The organism is Cupriavidus basilensis, from assembly GCF_000876015.1.
In the GTDB taxonomy this organism is placed as follows: domain Bacteria; phylum Pseudomonadota; class Gammaproteobacteria; order Burkholderiales; family Burkholderiaceae; genus Cupriavidus; species Cupriavidus basilensis_B.
This window is the reverse complement of record NZ_BBQM01000015.1, coordinates 76,601-94,480: the sequence shown is the minus strand read 5'-3', so window position 1 is coordinate 94,480 and position 17,880 is coordinate 76,601. Positions and strand designations below refer to the sequence as shown.

Annotated in this window: 17 protein-coding genes; 8 read left to right on the top strand and 9 right to left on the bottom strand. The window is 69.7% G+C overall.

The window, feature by feature from the left end; all coding sequences use genetic code 11:
- Positions 1-65: 65 nt before the first annotated feature.
- Entirely contained in the window at positions 66-2,306 is a 2,241-nt protein-coding gene (locus KF708C_RS14405) for an NADP-dependent isocitrate dehydrogenase (RefSeq protein ID WP_059412354.1), read from the top strand.
- Between the two features lie 123 nt (positions 2,307-2,429).
- Here KF708C_RS14405 and KF708C_RS14400 read toward each other — a convergent pair whose 3' ends face one another.
- Complete coding sequence (locus KF708C_RS14400; protein WP_020201788.1) at positions 2,430-2,594, bottom strand: hypothetical protein; 165 nt, start codon at positions 2,592-2,594, stop codon at positions 2,430-2,432.
- A 284-nt stretch (positions 2,595-2,878) separates the two neighbouring features.
- Between KF708C_RS14400 and KF708C_RS14395 the strand changes: the two genes are divergently transcribed.
- On the top strand, positions 2,879-3,253 hold the full coding sequence (locus KF708C_RS14395; protein ID WP_059412353.1) for a DUF2946 domain-containing protein: 375 nt from the start codon (positions 2,879-2,881) through the stop codon (positions 3,251-3,253).
- Between the two features lie 82 nt (positions 3,254-3,335).
- Positions 3,336-5,744: a TonB-dependent receptor gene (locus KF708C_RS14390; protein ID WP_059412352.1), complete on the top strand. Its 2,409-nt coding sequence runs from the start codon at positions 3,336-3,338 to the stop codon at positions 5,742-5,744.
- Here the strand turns inward: KF708C_RS14390 and KF708C_RS14385 are convergent.
- Complete coding sequence (locus KF708C_RS14385; RefSeq protein WP_020201785.1) at positions 5,722-6,642, bottom strand: LysR family transcriptional regulator; 921 nt, start codon at positions 6,640-6,642, stop codon at positions 5,722-5,724. The two genes, KF708C_RS14390 and KF708C_RS14385, sit on opposite strands and share 23 nt — an antisense overlap.
- A 133-nt stretch (positions 6,643-6,775) precedes the next feature.
- Here KF708C_RS14385 and KF708C_RS14380 point away from each other — a divergent pair, with 133 nt between their 5' ends.
- The 3 genes from KF708C_RS14380 (at position 6,776) to KF708C_RS14370 (ending at position 9,015) form a co-directional block, all read left to right on the top strand.
- Positions 6,776-7,198 (top strand): VOC family protein, encoded by a 423-nt coding sequence (locus KF708C_RS14380; protein WP_020201784.1) that lies wholly within the window; start codon positions 6,776-6,778, stop codon positions 7,196-7,198.
- 89 nt (positions 7,199-7,287) lie between these two features.
- Complete coding sequence (locus tag KF708C_RS14375) at positions 7,288-7,983, top strand: fumarylacetoacetate hydrolase family protein (RefSeq protein WP_020201783.1); 696 nt, start codon at positions 7,288-7,290, stop codon at positions 7,981-7,983.
- Positions 7,984-8,220: 237 nt separating this feature from the next.
- A complete protein-coding gene (locus KF708C_RS14370) occupies positions 8,221-9,015 on the top strand; it encodes an HpcH/HpaI aldolase family protein (RefSeq protein ID WP_029043335.1) in 795 nt (264 codons plus the stop codon).
- Between the two features lie 30 nt (positions 9,016-9,045).
- On the opposite strand, the gene KF708C_RS14365 is transcribed toward KF708C_RS14370, so the two are convergent.
- The 4 genes from KF708C_RS14365 to KF708C_RS14350 are packed head-to-tail and all read right to left on the bottom strand — an operon-like array spanning position 9,046 to position 13,254.
- On the bottom strand, positions 9,046-9,885 hold the full coding sequence (locus tag KF708C_RS14365; RefSeq protein WP_059412351.1) for an SDR family NAD(P)-dependent oxidoreductase: 840 nt from the start codon (positions 9,883-9,885) through the stop codon (positions 9,046-9,048).
- Positions 9,882-10,736 (bottom strand): citryl-CoA lyase, encoded by an 855-nt coding sequence (locus KF708C_RS14360; RefSeq protein ID WP_231586508.1) that lies wholly within the window; start codon positions 10,734-10,736, stop codon positions 9,882-9,884. The genes KF708C_RS14365 and KF708C_RS14360 overlap by 4 nt, the downstream gene beginning before the upstream one ends.
- On the bottom strand, positions 10,736-12,250 hold the full coding sequence (locus tag KF708C_RS14355; RefSeq protein WP_020201779.1) for a class I adenylate-forming enzyme family protein: 1,515 nt from the start codon (positions 12,248-12,250) through the stop codon (positions 10,736-10,738). Before KF708C_RS14355 ends, KF708C_RS14360 begins: the two co-directional genes overlap by 1 nt.
- Positions 12,251-12,264: 14 nt before the next feature.
- Entirely contained in the window at positions 12,265-13,254 is a 990-nt protein-coding gene (locus KF708C_RS14350; RefSeq protein ID WP_059412350.1) for a tripartite tricarboxylate transporter substrate binding protein, read from the bottom strand.
- A gap of 100 nt (positions 13,255-13,354) precedes the next feature.
- Here KF708C_RS14350 and KF708C_RS14345 point away from each other — a divergent pair, with 100 nt between their 5' ends.
- Together KF708C_RS14345 and KF708C_RS14340 are read left to right on the top strand one after the other, a co-directional pair.
- Positions 13,355-14,170 (top strand): IclR family transcriptional regulator, encoded by an 816-nt coding sequence (locus tag KF708C_RS14345; RefSeq protein WP_059412349.1) that lies wholly within the window; start codon positions 13,355-13,357, stop codon positions 14,168-14,170.
- Between the two features lie 261 nt (positions 14,171-14,431).
- Positions 14,432-14,878: a hypothetical protein gene (locus KF708C_RS14340; RefSeq protein ID WP_020201776.1), complete on the top strand. Its 447-nt coding sequence runs from the start codon at positions 14,432-14,434 to the stop codon at positions 14,876-14,878.
- Between the two features lie 38 nt (positions 14,879-14,916).
- On the opposite strand, the gene KF708C_RS14335 is transcribed toward KF708C_RS14340, so the two are convergent.
- The 3 genes from KF708C_RS14335 to boxA all read right to left on the bottom strand — a co-directional run bounded on the left by KF708C_RS14335 (position 14,917) and on the right by boxA (position 17,834).
- Positions 14,917-15,693, bottom strand: a complete 777-nt coding sequence (locus KF708C_RS14335; RefSeq protein WP_059412348.1) for a bestrophin-like domain — start codon at positions 15,691-15,693, stop codon at positions 14,917-14,919.
- A 94-nt stretch (positions 15,694-15,787) separates the two neighbouring features.
- Positions 15,788-16,165, bottom strand: a complete 378-nt coding sequence (locus KF708C_RS14330) for a YcgJ family protein (RefSeq protein ID WP_059412347.1) — start codon at positions 16,163-16,165, stop codon at positions 15,788-15,790.
- A gap of 382 nt (positions 16,166-16,547) precedes the next feature.
- Positions 16,548-17,834: a benzoyl-CoA 2,3-epoxidase subunit BoxA gene (boxA, locus tag KF708C_RS14325; protein WP_059412346.1), complete on the bottom strand. Its 1,287-nt coding sequence runs from the start codon at positions 17,832-17,834 to the stop codon at positions 16,548-16,550.
- Positions 17,835-17,880 lie beyond the last annotated feature (46 nt).

Here is a 17,880-nt window from a genome sequence, read left to right as displayed (position 1 = left end):
TTACCGCGGACTGCGATCCAGCCGGCGGCGCCTTCCCTACCTATTTCTTGACCTTGAGGTAAGCAATGAGTACCCAGCCCACCATCATCTACACGCTGACCGACGAAGCCCCGCTGCTGGCGACCAGTGCCTTTCTGCCTATCATCCGCACGTTCACCGCGCCGGCCGGCATCGACGTCACGACCAGCGATATCTCGGTGGCTGGGCGCGTCCTGGGCGAATTTCCCGAATTCCTGACCGAAGAGCAGCGTGTGCCGGACAACCTGGCGGAACTGGGCCGCCTGACGCTGCTGCCGGACACCAACATCATCAAGCTGCCCAACATCAGCGCCTCGGTGCACCAGCTGGTCAGCGCCATCAAGGAACTCCAATCGAAGGGCTACAAGGTGCCCGACTACCCGGAAGATCCGAAGACCGACGAAGAGAAGGCCATCCGCCAGCGCTATTCCAAGTGCCTGGGCAGCGCCGTGAACCCGGTCCTGCGCGAAGGCAACTCGGACCGCCGCGCGCCCGCCGCCGTCAAGAACTACGCCCGCAAGAACCCGCACAGCATGGGCGAGTGGAGCATGGCTTCGCGCACCCACGTGGCGCACATGAAGCACGGCGACTTCTATCACGGCGAAAAGTCGGCCACGCTGGACCGCGCGCGTGAAGTGCGCATGGAACTGGTCACCAAGAGCGGCAAGACCATCGTGCTCAAGCCCAAGATCGCGCTGCTCGACGGCGAGATCCTCGACAGCATGTTCATGAGCAAGAAGGCGCTGCTGGCCTTCTACGAAGACCAGATGGAAGACGCGCGCAAGACCGGCGTCATGCTGTCGCTGCACGTCAAGGCGACCATGATGAAGGTGTCGCACCCGATCGTGTTCGGCCACGCCGTCAAGGTGTTCTACAAGGACGCCTTCGCCAAGCACGCCAAGCTGTTCGACGAACTGGGCGTGAACGTCAACAACGGCCTGATCGACCTGTACACCAAGATCGAGGCGCTGCCGGAATCGAAGCGCGAGGAAGTCATCCGCGACCTGCACGCCTGCCACGAGCACCGCCCGGAACTGGCGATGGTGGACTCGGCCAAGGGCATCTCGAACCTGCACGCGCCGAACGACGTGATCGTCGACGCGTCGATGCCGGCCATGATCCGCATCGGCGGCAAGATGTGGGGCGCCGACGGCCGTCCGAAGGACACCAAGTGCCTGATCCCGGAATCGACCTTCGCCCGCATCTATCAGGAAATCATCAACTTCTGCAAGACCAACGGCAACTTCGACCCCACCACGATGGGCACGGTGCCGAACGTCGGCCTGATGGCGCAGAAGGCCGAGGAATACGGCTCGCACGACAAGACCTTCGAGATCCCCGAAGACGGTGAGGCCCGCGTCGTCGACAACGCCACCGGCGAAGTCCTGGCCGCGCTGACGCAGCAGGTCGAGCAAGGCGACATCTGGCGCCTGTGCCAGGTCAAGGACGCGCCGATCCGCGACTGGGTCAAGCTGGCCGTCACCCGCGCGCGCAACTCCGGCATGCCCGCCGTGTTCTGGCTGGACCCGTACCGCCCGCACGAAGCCGAGCTGATCAAGAAGGTCGAGACCTACCTCAAGGACTACGACACCAAGGGCCTGGACATCCACATCATGTCGCAGGTGCGCGCCATGCGCTACACGCTGGAGCGCGTGATCCGCGGCCTGGACACCATCTCCGTCACCGGCAACATCCTGCGCGACTACCTGACCGACCTGTTCCCGATCATGGAACTGGGCACCAGCGCCAAGATGCTGTCGATCGTCCCGCTGATGGCCGGCGGCGGCATGTACGAAACCGGCGCGGGCGGCTCGGCGCCCAAGCACGTCAAGCAACTGGTGGAAGAAAACCACCTGCGCTGGGACTCGCTCGGTGAATTCCTGGCGCTGGCCGTGTCGCTGGAAGACCTCGGCCTCAAGACCGGCAACGCCGCCGCCAAGATCCTGGCCACCACGCTCGACGCCGCCACCGGCAAGCTGCTCGACAACAACAAGAGCCCGTCGCCCAAGACCGGCCAGCTCGACAACCGCGGCAGCCAGTTCTACCTGGCCATGTACTGGGCCCAGGAACTCGCCGCGCAGACCGCCGACGCCAAGCTGGCCGCCCACTTCGCGCCGCTGGCCAAGAAGCTGACCGACAACGAGAAGACCATCGTCGGCGAGCTGTCGGACGTGCAGGGCAAGCCGGCCGACATCGGCGGCTACTACTGGCCCGACTCCGCCAGGCTGGAAGCCGTGATGCGCCCGAGCAAGACGCTCAACGCCGCGCTGGCCGCCACGCAAGGCTAAGCAGGACCGGCCCGAAAAAAACGGCCGGGCCGCCCCGAGGATCGGGGCCGGCCCGGCCGTTTTTTCGTTTGCGGCAGCCGGATGGCTCCCTGGCGCGCGGGCCTTGCCCGGGCGCCGGCGCGGCTAGTCCCAGAGACTCCGGAATGCCGCCGCCACGATCACCGGGATGGTGAGCACCAGCGGAATCGCGAAATACGGCAGGTCCAGGTCGACGTAGCGCTTGTAGATGAGCCAGGCGATGCCGAGCGCAAGCGTGACCAGTCCCACGAGCACAGAGAGCACATTCAAGGTCCGGTCCGACGGACGCTTTTGCGCTCGTTCCTTGGTGGAATGCGTGTCCATTTCAACTCCGAAGCAGGTCGTGGCGGGCATCCGGTGCATTCAGTCTACTCCAGCCCGCGCCGGCGTGAATACCGGTCTGCCGGGCCGGCCGCCGCCACCGTTGTGACGCGCATGCCATTTCCGCCGGGCATGGCATCCGCCACCGCCAATGTGTCAAAATGCCACGGCTCGCGCGGCCCCGGCCGCGCCCCGCTTCGGGTAGACTGCACGCGCCCCGATCGCACACCCACATGACGCCCCGCAAACGCATCTCGACTACCGCATGGCTCGGCTTGCTCGCCATGTGGCTGATCGTGTTCGCGCCGGTCGTCAGCCAGTTCGTGGCGTCCGCCCATGCCGCCGACCCGGCCGGCTACATCTGCTCCGCCGCCCATCCCGACGATGCCGCCCGCCAGCCGGCGGCCACCGACCTCGCCGCCTGCGGCTACTGCGACCTGCTGGCCGATCATCCGGCGGCGCCCGCCATGCCCGCGCCGCCGCCCACGCTCGTCCTGCTGATCGCCTTCGTCGCCGCGGCGGCGCTCTTCACCCGGTTCGTGCCGCTCGGCGCGTTCCCCTCGGGACGCCCGCGCGCCCCGCCAGCCCTGCCTCGTCTGCGCCCCTGAGTATCCGCGGCGCCCCTGCGCGCCCGCGGCGTCCGCATGCACCGGCATGCGGGCGACGGACATCGATTCGAGGTAGACCCAGATGCACAAGATGCTTTCCCGCGGCCGCACCGCGCTGCGCGAGGCCGCTCCCGCGGCCGCCCGCACCCTGCTTTGCGCCGCGCTGGCCGCGCCCGGCGCCCACGCCCAGGAGGCCGGCGGCAACCCGGCCAGAGCCGCCGGCGAAACCGGCGCCGACGACCACAGCCTGCCCGCCGTGAGCGTGACCGGCACGCGCTCGTTCGCCGAGAAGAACCAGTTGCCGCAGACCACCGCCGGCATCACGGCGCAGCAGGCAGCCGAGACCATCAACGCGATGGGCACGGAAGACATGCTCAAGTACCTGCCCGACGTGCTGGTGCGCAAGCGCTTCATCGGCGACACGCAGTCGCCGATGGCCACCCGCACCACCGGCATCAACGCCAGCGCGCGCAGCCTGATCTATGCCGACGGCGTGCTGCTGTCCACGCTCGTGAACAACAACAACGGCAACGGCTCGCCCCAGTGGTTCATGGTCGCGCCCCAGCAGGTCGAGCGCATCGACGTGATGTACGGCCCGTTCTCCGCCGCCTACCCCGGCAACTCCTACGGCGCCGTGACGGAGATCGCCACGCGCATGCCGAAGAAGCTGGAAGGCAGCATCGAAGTCACCGGCGCGATCCAGCACTTCGGCCAGTACGGCACCAGCGAGAACGAGCCGTCCCAGCAGTACAGCCTCACGCTGGGCGACCGCGCGGGCAAGCTGTCGTGGTGGTTCAGCGCCAACCATCTCAACAGCTTCAGCCAGCCGCTGAGCTTCGGCACCGTCACCCAGTCCACCACGCCGGCGGGCGCCGCGCTGCCGGTCGTCAGCGGCGCCTTTGCCGAGCGCAACCGCACCGGCGGCGCGATCCAGGTGATCGGCGCGGGCAACTTCCAGCACACGCTGCAGGACAACGCCGCCATCAAGCTGGCCTACGACTTCACGCCCGCGGTCAGCGCGGTCTACTCGCTCGGCTACTGGCAGAACGACGCGAAGGCCAGCGCCCGCACCTACCTGAGCACCGCCGGCGGCACGCCCTATTACGGCGGCGCCGGCGGCAGCGTCAACATCGGCGGCTTCGCCTACAACGCCAGCACCATCGCCGGGCAATTCACCGGCAACAACGTCGAGCAGCAGCACCTGATGCAGAGCCTCAAGGTGGAAAGCCACACGCAGGGCGTGTTCGACGGCGAGGCGACGGTCAGCAATTTCTACTACCTGCGCGACCTCAGCCGCCTGTCCACCGGCACCTACCCGGCCGCGCTCACGGGCGGCCCCGGGCGCGCCACCGACATGAGCGGCACCGGCTGGACCACGCTCGACCTCAAGGGCACCTGGCGCCCGCAGGGCGTGGCCGGCGCCAACATCGTCAGCTTCGGCGCGCACTACGACCAGTTCAAGCTGGTCAGCCCGACCTACACCACGGCGGACTGGACCGCCGGCAGCAGCGGCGCGCTGTTCAGCAACTCGCTCGGCAAGACCCAGACCACCGCGCTGTGGCTGCAGGACGTCTGGCGCGTGGCGCCCGGCGTGCAGGCCACGCTGGGCGGGCGCTACGAATGGTGGCGCGCCTACGACGGCTACAACTTCTCGCTCGGCAGCAACGGCGCGGGCGTGTCGATCAGCCAGCCCAGCGTGGACCAGTCCGGCTTCTCGCCCAAGGCTTCGCTCACCTGGGACGCCACCGAGCGCTGGTCCGTCACCGGCTCGTTCGGCAAGGCGCTGCGCTTTCCCACGGTCGGCGAGCTGTACCAGAGCGTGCAGACCGGCACCACCTTCACGCAGGCCAACCCGTTCCTGCAGCCCGAGCGCGTGCTGTCGAGCGAACTGGCGATCGAGCGCCACGACAGCGACGGCAAGATCCGCCTGTCGGTCTTCAACGAATACGTCTCCAACGCGCTGATCTCGCAGACCTCCAACATCGCCGGCTTCGCCACGCCGGTATCGTTCACGCAGAACGTGGGCAAGACGCGCCAGACCGGCGTGGAGCTGGCCGGCCAGCAGGACAACGTGCTCATCCGCGGGCTCTCGCTCTCGGGCAACGCCACCTATGTCGATTCGCGCATCCTCTCCGACGACAGCTACGTGCCCACCGTGGCGGGCGCCACCGCCACCGGCAAGCGCGTGCCCTACGTGCCGACCTGGCGCGCGACGCTGGCGGCCACGTACCGGCCCGACAACAAATGGACCTACACGCTGGCGGGCCGCTACAGCTCGCGCGTGTACGCCACGGTCGACAACACCGACGTCAATCCGGCGACCTACCAGGGCTTCCAGAGCTTCTTCGTGATGGACGCGCGCGTGCGCTACGAATTCGACAAGCACTGGAGCACGGCGCTCGGCGTGGACAACCTGAACAACCGGAAGTATTTCCTGTTCCACCCGTTCCCGCAGCGCACGTTCTATCTCACCGTGCGCTACGCGCTCTAGGCGCGCCGCCGCCGGCCCGCGGGCGCTCTCGCGCCTGCGCCGCCACCGCCACCAGCGCCTCGATCAGCCCCGCCACCGGCGCCCGCTTGAGCGCCGACTGTCGCACCAGCACGCCGATCTCGCGGAACATCGGCTCGCCCGGCAGCGGGATCTCCACCACGTTGCGCGTGCGCCCGAGCGGCACCAGCTCGGCCGGGATGATGGCGCAGCCCAAGCCTTCGCTCACCATCTGCAGGATCACCGCCGGCTCGTCCAGCTCCATGCCGCCGTCCACCCACAGCCGGTGCCGGCGCAGGTAGCGGTCCACCAGCTGGCCGCCCATCGAATGGCGGTTGTAGCGGATGAACGGCAGCGCCGCCAGCGCGGCCTTGAGGTCGCGCGGCGCGCCCCTGGGCGCGATGCCGACGAAGCGCTCCTGCATCAGCGGCACCCACTTCAGCTCCGGCGGGATGCCCAGCCGCGGCTTGACCAGCACGGCCACGTCGAGCTCGCGCGCGTCCACCTGCGTGAGCAGCTGGGTGGACATGCCGGGGACGACGTTGACGTGCGTCTTCGGAAAGCCGTCGCGGAAGCGCTTCATCGCGCGCGGCAGCAACGCGGCCTGCACGGTGGAGACCGCGCCCAGGTCCAGCGGCGCGGTGTCGGGGGCCGATTGCGCGTGGCCCTTCATCGACTCGTACAGGTCGATGAAGCGGCGCGCCTCCGGCAGCAGGCGGCGCCCGTCCCCGCTCAGCGCGACCGATTTGCCGGCGCGGTCGAACAGCGTGCAGCCCAGGTCTTCCTCGAGCCGGCGGATCTGCGTGCTGACGGCGGACTGGGTCAGCCCGAGCCGCGCGCCGGCCGCGGAGAAGGAGGCCGTCTCGGCGGCCACGAGGAAGGTCTGGAAGTAGCGGATCATATATAGAAACTTTCGATACTCAGAGCAGAAAACATTCGTTTCATATTACGAGTTCTGCTGATTACAATCAACGGACCAGCGCCGCGCCGGCCGCGGCGCGGAACCGGCCAACCCGTCCCCCCGAGAGCCCCCGATGAGCGCCATCCCGCTGTTTCACCTCGCCTTTCCCGTCAACGACCTGGCGCAAGCGCGCCGCTTCTACGGCGGCCTGCTCGGCTGCCCCGAAGGCCGCAGCTCCGACGCCTGGATCGACTTCGATTTCTACGGCCACCAGGTGGTGGCGCACCTGGCGCCGCAGGAATGCGGCCATCGCGCCACCAGCGCGGTGGACGGCGACGAGGTGCCGGTGCGCCACTTCGGCGCGATCCTGCCGATGCCCGAATGGGAAGCGCTGGCCGACAGGCTGCGCGCGGCCGATACGCAGTTCGTGATCGAGCCGCACGTGCGCTTCAAGGGACAGGTCGGCGAGCAGGCCACCATGTTCTTCCTCGATCCGTCGGGCAACGCGCTCGAGTTCAAGGCCTTCGGCGACCTCAGCCAGGTGTTCGCCAAGTAAGTGCCGCCAGGCCGCAAGCCACGTTTGCCAAGCAGGCGCCGGATCGTTCCGGCGCATTTTTCCAAGCCCCCTCACCTACGGATTCCAAGATGACCGATTTCGTGATCCAGCCGCCCGCCCAGGCGAGCGTCGCCGTGGCCGGCAGCGATGCCCGCTTCCCCATCCGCCGCGTGTTCTGCGTCGGCCGCAACTACGCCGCGCACGCGCGTGAGTTCGGCAACGACCCCGACCGCGATCCGCCGTTCTTCTTCACCAAGCCGGCCGACGCCGTGGTGCCGGCCGAAGGCACCGTGGCCTACCCGCCGCTGACCGGGAACCTGCACCACGAGATCGAGCTGGTGGTGGCGATCGGCAAGGGCGGCGCCGACATCAAGCCCGAGCAGGCGCTGGATTTCGTGTGGGGCTACGCCGTGGGCGTGGACATGACCCGCCGCGACCTGCAGGACGTGGCCAAGAAGATGAGCCGGCCGTGGGACTGGTCCAAGAGCTTCGACGCCTCCGGCCCAAGCGGCCCGCTGCACCCGGTGGCCAGCGTCGGCCATCCGGCCAAGGGCCGCATCTGGCTCGCGGTCAACGGCGAGACCCGCCAGGACGGCAACCTCGACGAACTGATCTGGCCGGTCGCGGACGTGATCGCCTATGTCTCGCAGAGCGTGACCCTGGCCCCCGGCGACCTGATCTTCACCGGCACCCCGGCCGGCGTGGGCGAACTGCGCCAGGGCGACAAGGTGACGGCGGGCGTGGAAGGCGTGGGCGAGATCGCGTTCACGGTCGGCAAGCGCTGAGGCAGCGGGGTCAGGCATCGCAAGCGGACGGTTTTTTCCAGTCCGACAGCATTCGCCAGCGCTGGCCCTCTCCCCCGACCCCTCTCCCGCGAGCGGGAGAGGGGAGCGAGGCCGGCCCAAACCCGGCTATCCCCGGCTTATACTTCCCCGCAGCAGCGCGGATCGCCGCGATCCGCCGTCGAGAACACGCCGGGGGCACGTGTCGCCTGGCGAAGACCAGCCAGGAGACAAAGCCCGATGCGCGAGAACCGGATTCGAAAGATGTGGGCGGCCGACCAGGCCGTGGTCAATGGCTGGCTCTCCATCCCCAGCAGCTTCGCGGCCGAGACGATGGCGCACCAGGGCTGGGATTCCCTGACCGTGGACCTCCAGCACGGCGCGCTCGACTACCGCGACGCGCTCGCGCTGTTTACCGCCGTGTCCACCACCGACACCGTGCCGGTGGCGCGCGTGCCGTGGAACGAGCCCGGCATCCTGATGAAGGTGCTGGACGCCGGCGCCTACGGCGTGATCTGCCCGATGATCAACACGCGCGAGGACGCGGAGCGCTTCGTCGCCGCCACGCACTACCCGCCGCTGGGCTCGCGCAGCTTCGGGCCGATCCGCGCGCTGCTCTACGGCGGCGCCGATTATCCCGAGCGCGCCAACGAGACCATCGTCACCTTCGCCATGATCGAAACCCGGCAAGGGCTGGACAATCTCGACGCGATCCTCTCGGTGCCGGGGCTGGACGCGGTCTACATCGGCCCGTCCGACCTTTCGCTCGCGCTCGGCTGCCGCCCGGTCTTCGACGACGTCGATCCGCCGGTGGCCGCCGCCATCGCCCACGTGCTGGCGCGCGCGCAGGCGCACGGCGTGGTCGCCGGCATCCACAACGGCGCGCCGGAAGCGGCGCTGCGCCGCATCGGGCAGGGCTTCCGCTTCGTCACGGTCGGCTCCGACGCGCGCCTGATGGCCGCCGGCGCCCGCCAGGTGGTGACGCAGATGCGCGCCGGGCAGGCGCCGGCCGGCGGCGGCGCCCAGGGCTACTGACCGCCGGCATGCCGACCATGCCAGCGCGCGCTACACGTACTTGCCGGTGATGCCGCCGTCCACCACCAGCTCGGTGCCGGTGACGTAGGCGGCCGCGTCCGAGGCCAGGAACGCGCAGGCGTGCGCCACCTCCCACGCGCTGCCCATGCGGCCCAGCGGCACCTGCGCGGCGCGCGCTTCCTTCGCCTGCTCCAGGCTGGTCGCGGAGAACATGCCGGCCACCGTGGTGGCGATGCGCGGCGTGTCGATCAGGCCCGGCACCACCGTGTTGGCGCGCACGCCGTGCGGCGCGTACTGCTGCGCCAGCATGCGCGTGAACTGGATCACCGCCGCCTTGGTCACGTTGTAGGCCAGGTGCGGATAACCCAGGTAGCGCATGCCGGCCACCGACGAGATCGCGACGATGGCGCCGCGCCCGCGCGCCACCATGTCGGGCAGCACCTGCTGGCTGGCCAGCAGCAGGCTGCGCACGTTGACGGCGTGGATGCGGTCGAAGTCGGCCGCGCTGGTCTCCAGCGGGCCGCCGGTCTTGCCGATGCCGACGTTGTGATGGAGCACGTCCACCACGCCGAAGTGCTCGCGCGCCTCGGCGAACAGGCGCACCACGTCGTCCTCCACGGCGACGTCGCCGACGAAGGTCTCGGCCGTGCCGCCTTCGGCGCGGATCAATGCGGTGGTTTCCGCGGCCGAGGCCGCGTCGCGGTCCACCACGCAGACCCGCGCGCCGAGCCGCGCGTAGGTCACGCTCGACGCGCGGCCGATGCTCCAGCCCGGCCCGGCCGAACCGGCCCCCGCCACGAATACCGTGCGCCTGGACAGATCGAGCGGCAGCGCCGGCGGGCGCGCATCCCGCGTCGCGTCCGCCGTCATGCGCCCTCTCCCGCCGCGCGCCCGCCTTCGCCCACGTAGGGAATGGCGTGCTCGACGGTATCCCAGATGAAGCGGCCCGACGGGCTTTGCTGTTCCTCGACGATATGCGCCACCAGCCCGGCCGCGCGCGAGATCACGGCAAAGCCGCGCATCACCGCCGTGGGCACGCCCAGCTCGCCCAGCAGCGCGGCCACGGCGCCGGTGGCGTTGATGGTGATGGGCCGCCCCGCCACCGCGTCGACCGCCGCGGACAGGCGCTCCAGCGCGCGGATCTTGTCGCCGCCCAGCTCGGGCTCGGCGCGGCCCATCTCCAGCAGCTTGTAGGCGCGCGGGTCCACCGGCTTGTGCAGGTGGTGGCCGAAGCCGGGCACGTGGGCCTTGATGGACTTGTAGTGCCGCGCGATCTCCATCGCCTCGGCATCCGGGTCGGCGGCCGCGCCGATGCGGTCGAGCAGCTGCGAGCAGTTTTCCATCGTGCCCACGAAGGAGCTGCCCACGGCCAGCAGGCCGGCGGCGACGGCGCCCTGCAGGTTCTCGGGCGCGCTCATGTAGATCAGGCGCGTGGCGATGGCGCTGGGCGTGAGGCCGTGCTCCATCAGCACGATCAGCACCACGTCGGTGATGCGCAGGTCCACCGGGCGCGGCGCGCGGCCCAGGATCTGCATCAGCATCACCTCGGTGAAGGTCTGCTTGCCCATCAGGTCCTCGACCAGGTCGGCATCGCGGTAATGCAGGCTGGTGAGCGTGTGCGTGCACAGGCGGGTGACGGGCGTGGCGGCGTTCGAAGCGGCGTTGGTCATGGCTTGGTCTCTTGTTGTGCGGAGGAACGGAGGTGCGGAGGCGCGGACGATCAGGATACGTCGGCGGGCGCCAGCGCGCGGTCGCGCACGGCGGTCTTGAGCACCTTGCCCACCGGCGAGCGCGGCAGGCTGGCATGGAAGTGGATGCGCTTGGGCGTCTGCACCGGCCCCAGGCGCTCGCGCACGAAGGCGATCAGCTCGGCCTCGCTGGCGTGCTGGCCGGGGCGCAGCTCCACCGCCGCCTGCACCGCCTCGCCCCATTTCTCGTCGGGCACGCCGAACACGGTGCATTCGTGCACGGCGGGATGCTGGCCCAGCGCGTTCTCGACGTCGATCGGGTAGACGTTGAAGCCGCCGGTGATGACCATGTCCTTGAGCCGGTCCTTGAGATACAGGTAGCCGCGCGCGTCGATCAGGCCGCGGTCGCCGGTGTGCAGCCAGCCGTCCACCAGGGTCTCGGCGGTCTTTTCCGGCAGGCGCCAGTAGCCGCTCATCAGCAGGTCGCCGCGCGCCACCACCTCGCCCACCTCGCCGGCGGGCAGCAGGCGGCCGTCGGGCGCCATGACGGCCACGTCGCTGAACCACGTGGCGCGGCCCACGGCGGCCCAGTTGCGCTCGTCCTCGAAATCCTCGGGGCGCATCACGGTCAGGTTCTGCGGCGCTTCGGTCTGGCCGTAGGTGGTGCCCAGCACCGGGCCGAAGAATTCGCGCACCTCGCGGATCTTCTCGGGCGGCATCGGCGCGCCGCCGTAGATCAGGCGGCGCAGGTGCGGGAAGTCCGCGCGCGAGGCGCCCGGCAGCGCCATCAGCATGTAGACCAGCGTGGGCGGCATGAAACACACCGTGCCGCCGCGCTCGCGGAAGGCGGTGCGCACGGCCTCGGCGCCGGCCTCGGCCAGCACCACGTGGCAGCCGCCCTGCGCCAGGATCGGCAGCAGGTAGGTGGAGGTGCCGTGCGTGACCGGCGCGGCCACGATGTAGCGCTCGTGCTCGTCGAAGCCCCAGGTGTGGATCTGGTTGGCGATGTTGGCCATCCACGCGCGGTAGGTCTGCATCACGCCCTTGGGCGCGCCGGTGGTGCCGCCCGTGAACTTGATCGCCTGCGTGGCCTCGGGCGGCAGCGAGAACACCGGGCGCGCCGCGCCGGCATGCTGCGCCACCAGCCCCGCCAGCGTGCGCTCGCCGGCCGGCGGCGGGCCGCAGTAGATGCGCTCGCCGGGCGCGCCTTCGAGCAGGCCGGCGCAGGCGGGATCGATCACCAGGATGGACGGCTCGGTCGCGTCGATGATGCGGCGGATCTCCGGCCGCGTGCTCTTGGGATTGAGCGGCACCCAGACCTTGCCGCAGGCCAGCGCCGCCAGCAGCGCCACGATGTGCTCGGCGCTGTTGCGCGCGCAGATGCCGACGCGGCTCTGCGGCGCGGGGTCCAGCGCCACCAGCGCCGCGGCCAGCGCCGCGACCCGCTCGGCCAGCGCGTCGTAGCGGATGGCGCCCTCGGGCGCGTCGATGGCGATGTTGCCGGGCCAGCGCGCGGCCGCGCGCCAGAAGAAATCGATCGGGAACATGCGGTAAATCCTCCTTATTCGGCTTTGGCGCCGGACTGCTTGACGACATCGCGCCAGCGCCTGGTTTCGGATGCGATCAGCTTGCGCAGCTGGTCCGGCGTGCCGGGCTCGGGCGTGGCCGCCAGGTCCTGCAGGCGCTGGCGCACGTCCGGCATGGCCAGCACCTTGCCCAGCGCGGCGTTGAGCCGCTCGACCACCGGCTGCGGCGTGCCCGCCGGCGCGGCGAGCGCGAACCACGACTGCACGTCGAAGCCGGGAAAACCAGACTCCGCCACGGTCGGCACGTCGGGCAGCAGCGGCGAGCGCTGCGCGCTGGTGATGGCGATGGCGCGCAGCCGGCCGGCCTTCACGTGCGGCAGCGACGACGGCGTGTTGTCGAACATCGACTGCACCTGCCCGCCCAGCAGGTCGGTCACGGCCGGCGCGCTGCCGCGGTAGGGCACGTGCAGCATGTTGAGCCTGGCCTGCATCTTGAACATCTCGCCCGACAGGTGGATGGACGAGCCGCTGCCCGACGAGGCGAACGTCACGCCCTCCGGCGCGCTCCTGGCCAGGCGCATGTAGTCGGCCAGCGTCTTCACCGGCAGCTTGGGGTTGACCACCAGGATGTTGGGAATCCGCGCGATCAGGCCGACCGGCTCGAAGTCCTTCTGCGGGTCGTAGCCAAGCTTGTCGTACAGCGAGGCGTTGATGGTGTTGGCGATGGTGTAGACGTAGAGCGTGTAGCCGTCCGGCGGCGACTTGGCCACCAGTTCGGCGCCCACGTTGCTGTTGGCGCCGGCGCGGTTGTCCACCACCACCGACTGGCCGAGCTGCTCGCCGAGCTTGACCGCGACAAGGCGGGCGATCACGTCGGTGGCGCCGCCGGCGGAATAGCCGACCACCAGCCGGACCGGCTTGGTCGGCCACGCGGCGGGCTGGGCCCGCAGGGCCGGCGCGGCGCCGCAGGCGAGCGCCGCGGCGAATGCCAGCAAGCGCCGGCGCAGTGCGTTGTGCGAAGTCATGTTGTCTCCTGTTTTGGCGGTGCGATGCCGTCTCGGGCCCCCTTCTGACCGCGCTGCGGCATACTGCGGGGTGGCTCCGTCGACCGAGAAATTCTTCCCCATGCCTGCCCGCACTGCCAGCCGAAACGTCCGCCAGCCGGACGTTCACTCCGCCGCCGAGGCGGCCGAAGACTGTGGCGCGCGCACCTTGCGGCGCGGCCTGCAACTGCTCGACGCGGTGCTCGACAGCGGCCGCGACGGCCTGCGCGTGGTGGACCTGTGCCGCATCGCGGCGCTCGAGCGCGCCACCGTCTACCGCCTGCTGGCGACCCTGATCGAGAGCGGCTACGTGGCGCAGCGCGGGCGTTTCCGCTACGTGGCGGGACCGCGCGCGGCGGCGCTGGCGCAGCCGCGCGCCACGCCCGGCTTCGCCGCGCGCCTGCAGCCGGTGCTGGCGCGCGTGAGCGCCGCCTGCGGCGACGCGGCCTTCGCCATCGTGCGCGAGGGGCCGATCTCGCATTGCATCGCGCGCCACGTGGGCACGCACCCGGTGCAGATCCTCGTGATCCAGATCGGCACGCGCCAGCCGCTCGGCGTGGGCGCCGCGGGGCTGGCGCTGCTGGCCGCGCTGCCCGACGAAGAGATCGAGCGCTGCATCGCCGCCAACGCGCCGGCGCTGGGCCGCTACGGCGGCATGACGCCCGAGCGCATGAAGATCCTGGTGCGCTCCACGCGCGAGCGCGGCTGGTCGGTGATCGGCAACCACGCCACCAGCGGCGTGCTGGCGGTCGGCATGGCGGTGCACGCGCCGGACGGCGAGCCGGTCGCGGGCATCAGCGTGGCCTCCACGCTGGCGCGCATGCCGCGCGAGCGGCAGCAACTGATCGCGCGCGCGATGCGCGAATCGCTGGCGACGCTGTTGCCGAAGGGGTTGTGAGGGGACGCGGCGCACGGCCCGCGAAGTAGCACCGCCGGGCGACAGACTGATGACCGCCGGCGCATCGGCGCCGGCAGTTCAGTAGCCGCGGGACGGGACGCGCGGAACGCGCGCGCCGGCATGCCTGTTGGCTGGACAACGCCAGGTGGCGCGAGTAGCCTACCCGGGCCACCGTGACGTGGCAGACCCGTCATCCACCAGGATGAGGCAACCCCCCAGGCTCAGACCGGGCACCGGCCCGGCCACACTCAAGAGGCCCCCATGAGCATCACCAGCAAGCTTCGTTTCGCCGCAACCATCCTCGGCACCGCCGCGGCCCTGAATGCCGCCTGCCTGTACAGCGGCAGCGCCGGCGCGCAGACCGTCAACGCGCCGCCCGCGGGAACGGCCACCGCGACGCCGGACAACGCGGTGCTGCTCACCGTGTTCCTGCGGCACGACCAGTCGCGCCCGCTCAGCGAGCTGAACGCGCAACTGGCCAAGCAGGGCTTCTACAAGGCGTTTCCGCCGGCGGGCGTCGAGGTGGTGAGCTGGTACGTCGCGATGGGGATCGGCCAGGTCATCACGCTGCGCCTGCCCGCCACGCGCATCCGCGAGGTCAACCGCGTGCTGGAAGACACCGCCTGGGGCGCGTACCGCACCGAGTTCTACCCGACCTACGACTACAAGGCCGTCGGCCTCGCCGAGCACGACAAGGCGGCCAAGTAACCGGGGATCGCGCGGCCGGGCCGGACCCTGAGCGGACCCTAAGCGCCGGCGATGAGGCTTGCGACCCGAGCCAGGTTGTCCGGGCTGACGTGAATCAGTCCCCGGCCCGGCACGTCGATGTCGGCGATGAGGGCGAGCGAAATCGAGATGACCGCGGGAAACACCACGAGGAGCCCGCGGTGATTGCGAACGCCGGCGCTGTAGCCGATGAGCGCGCTGCAGAAGGCGGCCAGCGCCGTGATCAGGCCCCAGGCCGCGGGTGGTATCTGGCTTCGCCAGCTGGCCGTCGAATTCTCATACGAACCGAGCAAGTCGCTCATTGCGGACACCGGCAGCACGGCGACCGGATTCGGCTGCCTTCCGGCGTTCCGCGCCACGATCGCCCACATCTGCGACCTGAGCAGATTCGCATTGCCGGCCAGCTCATCCGTCTGCCTGCCGTGGCCGGTCTGGTAAAAACGCAGCCGCGCATCCAGATACTGCCGGAGCAAGCCGCGCACTTTGCCGGCATCCTCGCCCGGCAACAGTTCCGCCTTGAAAAAGGCGGACTCGATCCTGTTGGCCTCCATTGCCTCGTTGGCCTGGCGCGCGTTGTATCCGCCGATGGCAAGCGAGAAGGCGAACCCCACGACCAGCGCCAGCAGCGTCAGCGTGGCGCTCAGGACCACCCTGATATCGTCGGTGGCCCCCGATTCGGCGTTCCGCACATACCTGGCGCCAACCGCGCCGCACGCGCTCACGACCGACAACAGGGCAAGGTACTGCAGGAGCAGCGGCCATGAATAAGGCACGACGTGGTAGAACTGGTGCAGCATGGCAATGTTTTCCAGGGGCCGGTTCGATCACAACGCCGCGCGGCGACGCTCGATGCTTAATTCCTGATGTCTTGCTTCCCGACGCGCCGCCGCGTCATTGCCCGAACAGCAGGCGCGTGTACTTGGGCGAGACCACGCCATCCCGAACGCCGTTCTTGTCGAAATATCGGCCGAACCGGCACACGCGCTGATTGGCATCGCAAAACAGACCCGATTCGAAAGTGAATGCCGTCAGGTCGAATTCTCCCTGGGAGCGCAATCTTTCCACCGCCTTCCTGCCAAGGTATCTCTGCGTCAGCGCGTAGGATATTCCGCCTGCGCCCGCGCACACGTAGCGGTCGCACAGGACCCCCGCTCCGGGCGAGAACACCTTCCCCGGCTTTGCCGCCCAGGCAGGCGCGGCAAGCACGGCCGCAAGCAACAGCGGGAGGAAACGGACGAAGCGGACGAAACGGACGAAACATCTGATCATGACTCCCTCGGCATCTCTTGTCTCCCAATGCGATCGCCGCCACGAGGATCTCCCCGGGCAAGACCGGAACCAGCCTTGACGCGCTTCTCGCGGAAATTCGCCGATGTAGTATGCCATCAGCCAACGGCAACGTGACGTCTCCGTGGCCGGCAAGACCAGTCACGCGCATTTGTCCGGCGCCGGGCATGCCGCATTGAACGGCAGCCCGCACGTCCCGCGCGCGGGAATTGGCTGGAAAGATCCGCCGCGGGAAGCGGCATGACGGCCGGCGGCGGTTGCGCGAACGGCAGGCCGCGGGCGTGTGGAATTCGATGATGTGCATTCGATGGCGTTCGGGCGGAACGCCATCGCGGAGGGCTCCGGGCCGGCGCCGGCCCGCCGCTCAATACGTTTCCAGGTGCAGCCGCCCCTCGCGCCTGAGGTCGGCGCCCAGCGTCTCCCACGACAGCCCGGCCTGCTGCGCCACGTCGCGCAGCGCCAGCACCACGCCCTCCTCCATGCTCTTGAGACCGCACACGTAGAAATACGTGTCGGGGTCGGCCAGCAGCGCCGCGAGGTCGGCGGCGCGCTCGCGCATGGCGTCCTGCACGTAGCGCCTGGGCTGGCCCGGCGTGCGCGAGAACACCATGTTGATGTCGATGAAATCTCTGGGCAGGTTCTGCAGCGGGCCGAAGTAAGGCAGTTCCTCCCTGGTGCGCGCGCCGAAGAACAGCATCAGCTTGCCGCCCTCGAACTTGCCCGACTTGCGCAGCCGGCGGCGCCATTCGGTCATCGCGCGCATGGGCGCGCTGCCGGTGCCGGTGCAGATCATGACGATGTTGGAGCGCGGGTGGTTGGGCATCAGGAAGCTGCTGCCGAACGGGCCGATCACCTCCACCTTGTCGCCCACCTGCAGGTCGCACATGTAGTTGGACGCCACGCCGCGCACGGGATTGCCCTGGTGGTCTTCCAGCACGCGCTTGATGGTCAGCGAGAGGTTGTTGTAGCCGGGCCGCTCGCCGTTGCGCGCGCTGGCCACCGAATACTGGCGCGCGTGGTGCGCGCGGCCGGCGGCGTCCACGCCGGGCGGCACGATGCCGATCGACTGGCCTTCGAGCACCGGGAACGGCAGGGCGCCGAAATCCAGCACGATGTGGTGCGTGTCGTAGTCGTGCCCGGCCTCGCGCCCGACCTCGGTCACGCGCACGTTGCCGGTCACGGTGGCGGCGATGGTCCTGGCGGCCTTGGCGCCGTACAGGTTGGTGTAGGCATGCGCGGCCGACCACGGCGGCACGGTGGCGCCGTACTGCGCGCTATTGAACGCTGCCTCGCCGCTGGCGGCGGCGGGCAGCGAGACGGCGGCCGGCGGCGGCGGCTCGGCGCCGGCCGCCACGCCGGCGGCGGCCAGCTGCTCGGGCGTGAGCTCGGCCGGCAGCTCGTCCCAGCCGAGTTGCTCGCCGATGCCGTAGGCGCGCGCGCGCGGCATGGTGCGCCAGTTGTCGATCGAGCCGGTCGGGCACGGCGAGATGCAGGCCATGCAGGCGTTGCATTTGTCGGCATCCACCACGTAGTTGCGCGCGTCGTGCGTGATGGCCGCCACCGGGCAGGTGGCTTCGCAGGTGTTGCAGCGGATGCAGATCTCGGGGTCGATCAGGTGCTGCCTGACGACCTGGATGTCGGACATGTCCAAGGCGATCTCCGGGTAGCGTGCCCCCTGTGGCCGGGGGCTTCCCCAT

Bases quoted from the DNA above. Each gene is read 5' to 3' on its own strand.
- KF708C_RS14370 (WP_029043335.1), top strand. From the start codon at position 8,221: ATGCGCGAGAACCGGATTCGAAAGATGTGGGCGGCCGACCAGGCCGTG.
- KF708C_RS14385 (WP_020201785.1), bottom strand. From the start codon at position 6,642: ATGATCCGCTACTTCCAGACCTTCCTCGTGGCCGCCGAGACGGCCTCC.
- KF708C_RS14340 (WP_020201776.1), top strand. From the start codon at position 14,432: ATGAGCATCACCAGCAAGCTTCGTTTCGCCGCAACCATCCTCGGCACC.
- KF708C_RS14375 (WP_020201783.1), top strand. From the start codon at position 7,288: ATGACCGATTTCGTGATCCAGCCGCCCGCCCAGGCGAGCGTCGCCGTG.
- KF708C_RS14335 (WP_059412348.1), bottom strand. From the start codon at position 15,693: ATGCTGCACCAGTTCTACCACGTCGTGCCTTATTCATGGCCGCTGCTC.
- KF708C_RS14395 (WP_059412353.1), top strand. From the start codon at position 2,879: ATGACGCCCCGCAAACGCATCTCGACTACCGCATGGCTCGGCTTGCTC.
- KF708C_RS14390 (WP_059412352.1), top strand. From the start codon at position 3,336: ATGCACAAGATGCTTTCCCGCGGCCGCACCGCGCTGCGCGAGGCCGCT.
- KF708C_RS14345 (WP_059412349.1), top strand. From the start codon at position 13,355: ATGCCTGCCCGCACTGCCAGCCGAAACGTCCGCCAGCCGGACGTTCAC.
- KF708C_RS14405 (WP_059412354.1), top strand. From the start codon at position 66: ATGAGTACCCAGCCCACCATCATCTACACGCTGACCGACGAAGCCCCG.
- KF708C_RS14330 (WP_059412347.1), bottom strand. From the start codon at position 16,165: ATGATCAGATGTTTCGTCCGTTTCGTCCGCTTCGTCCGTTTCCTCCCG.
- KF708C_RS14365 (WP_059412351.1), bottom strand. From the start codon at position 9,885: ATGACGGCGGACGCGACGCGGGATGCGCGCCCGCCGGCGCTGCCGCTC.
- KF708C_RS14350 (WP_059412350.1), bottom strand. From the start codon at position 13,254: ATGACTTCGCACAACGCACTGCGCCGGCGCTTGCTGGCATTCGCCGCG.
- KF708C_RS14380 (WP_020201784.1), top strand. From the start codon at position 6,776: ATGAGCGCCATCCCGCTGTTTCACCTCGCCTTTCCCGTCAACGACCTG.
- KF708C_RS14355 (WP_020201779.1), bottom strand. From the start codon at position 12,250: ATGTTCCCGATCGATTTCTTCTGGCGCGCGGCCGCGCGCTGGCCCGGC.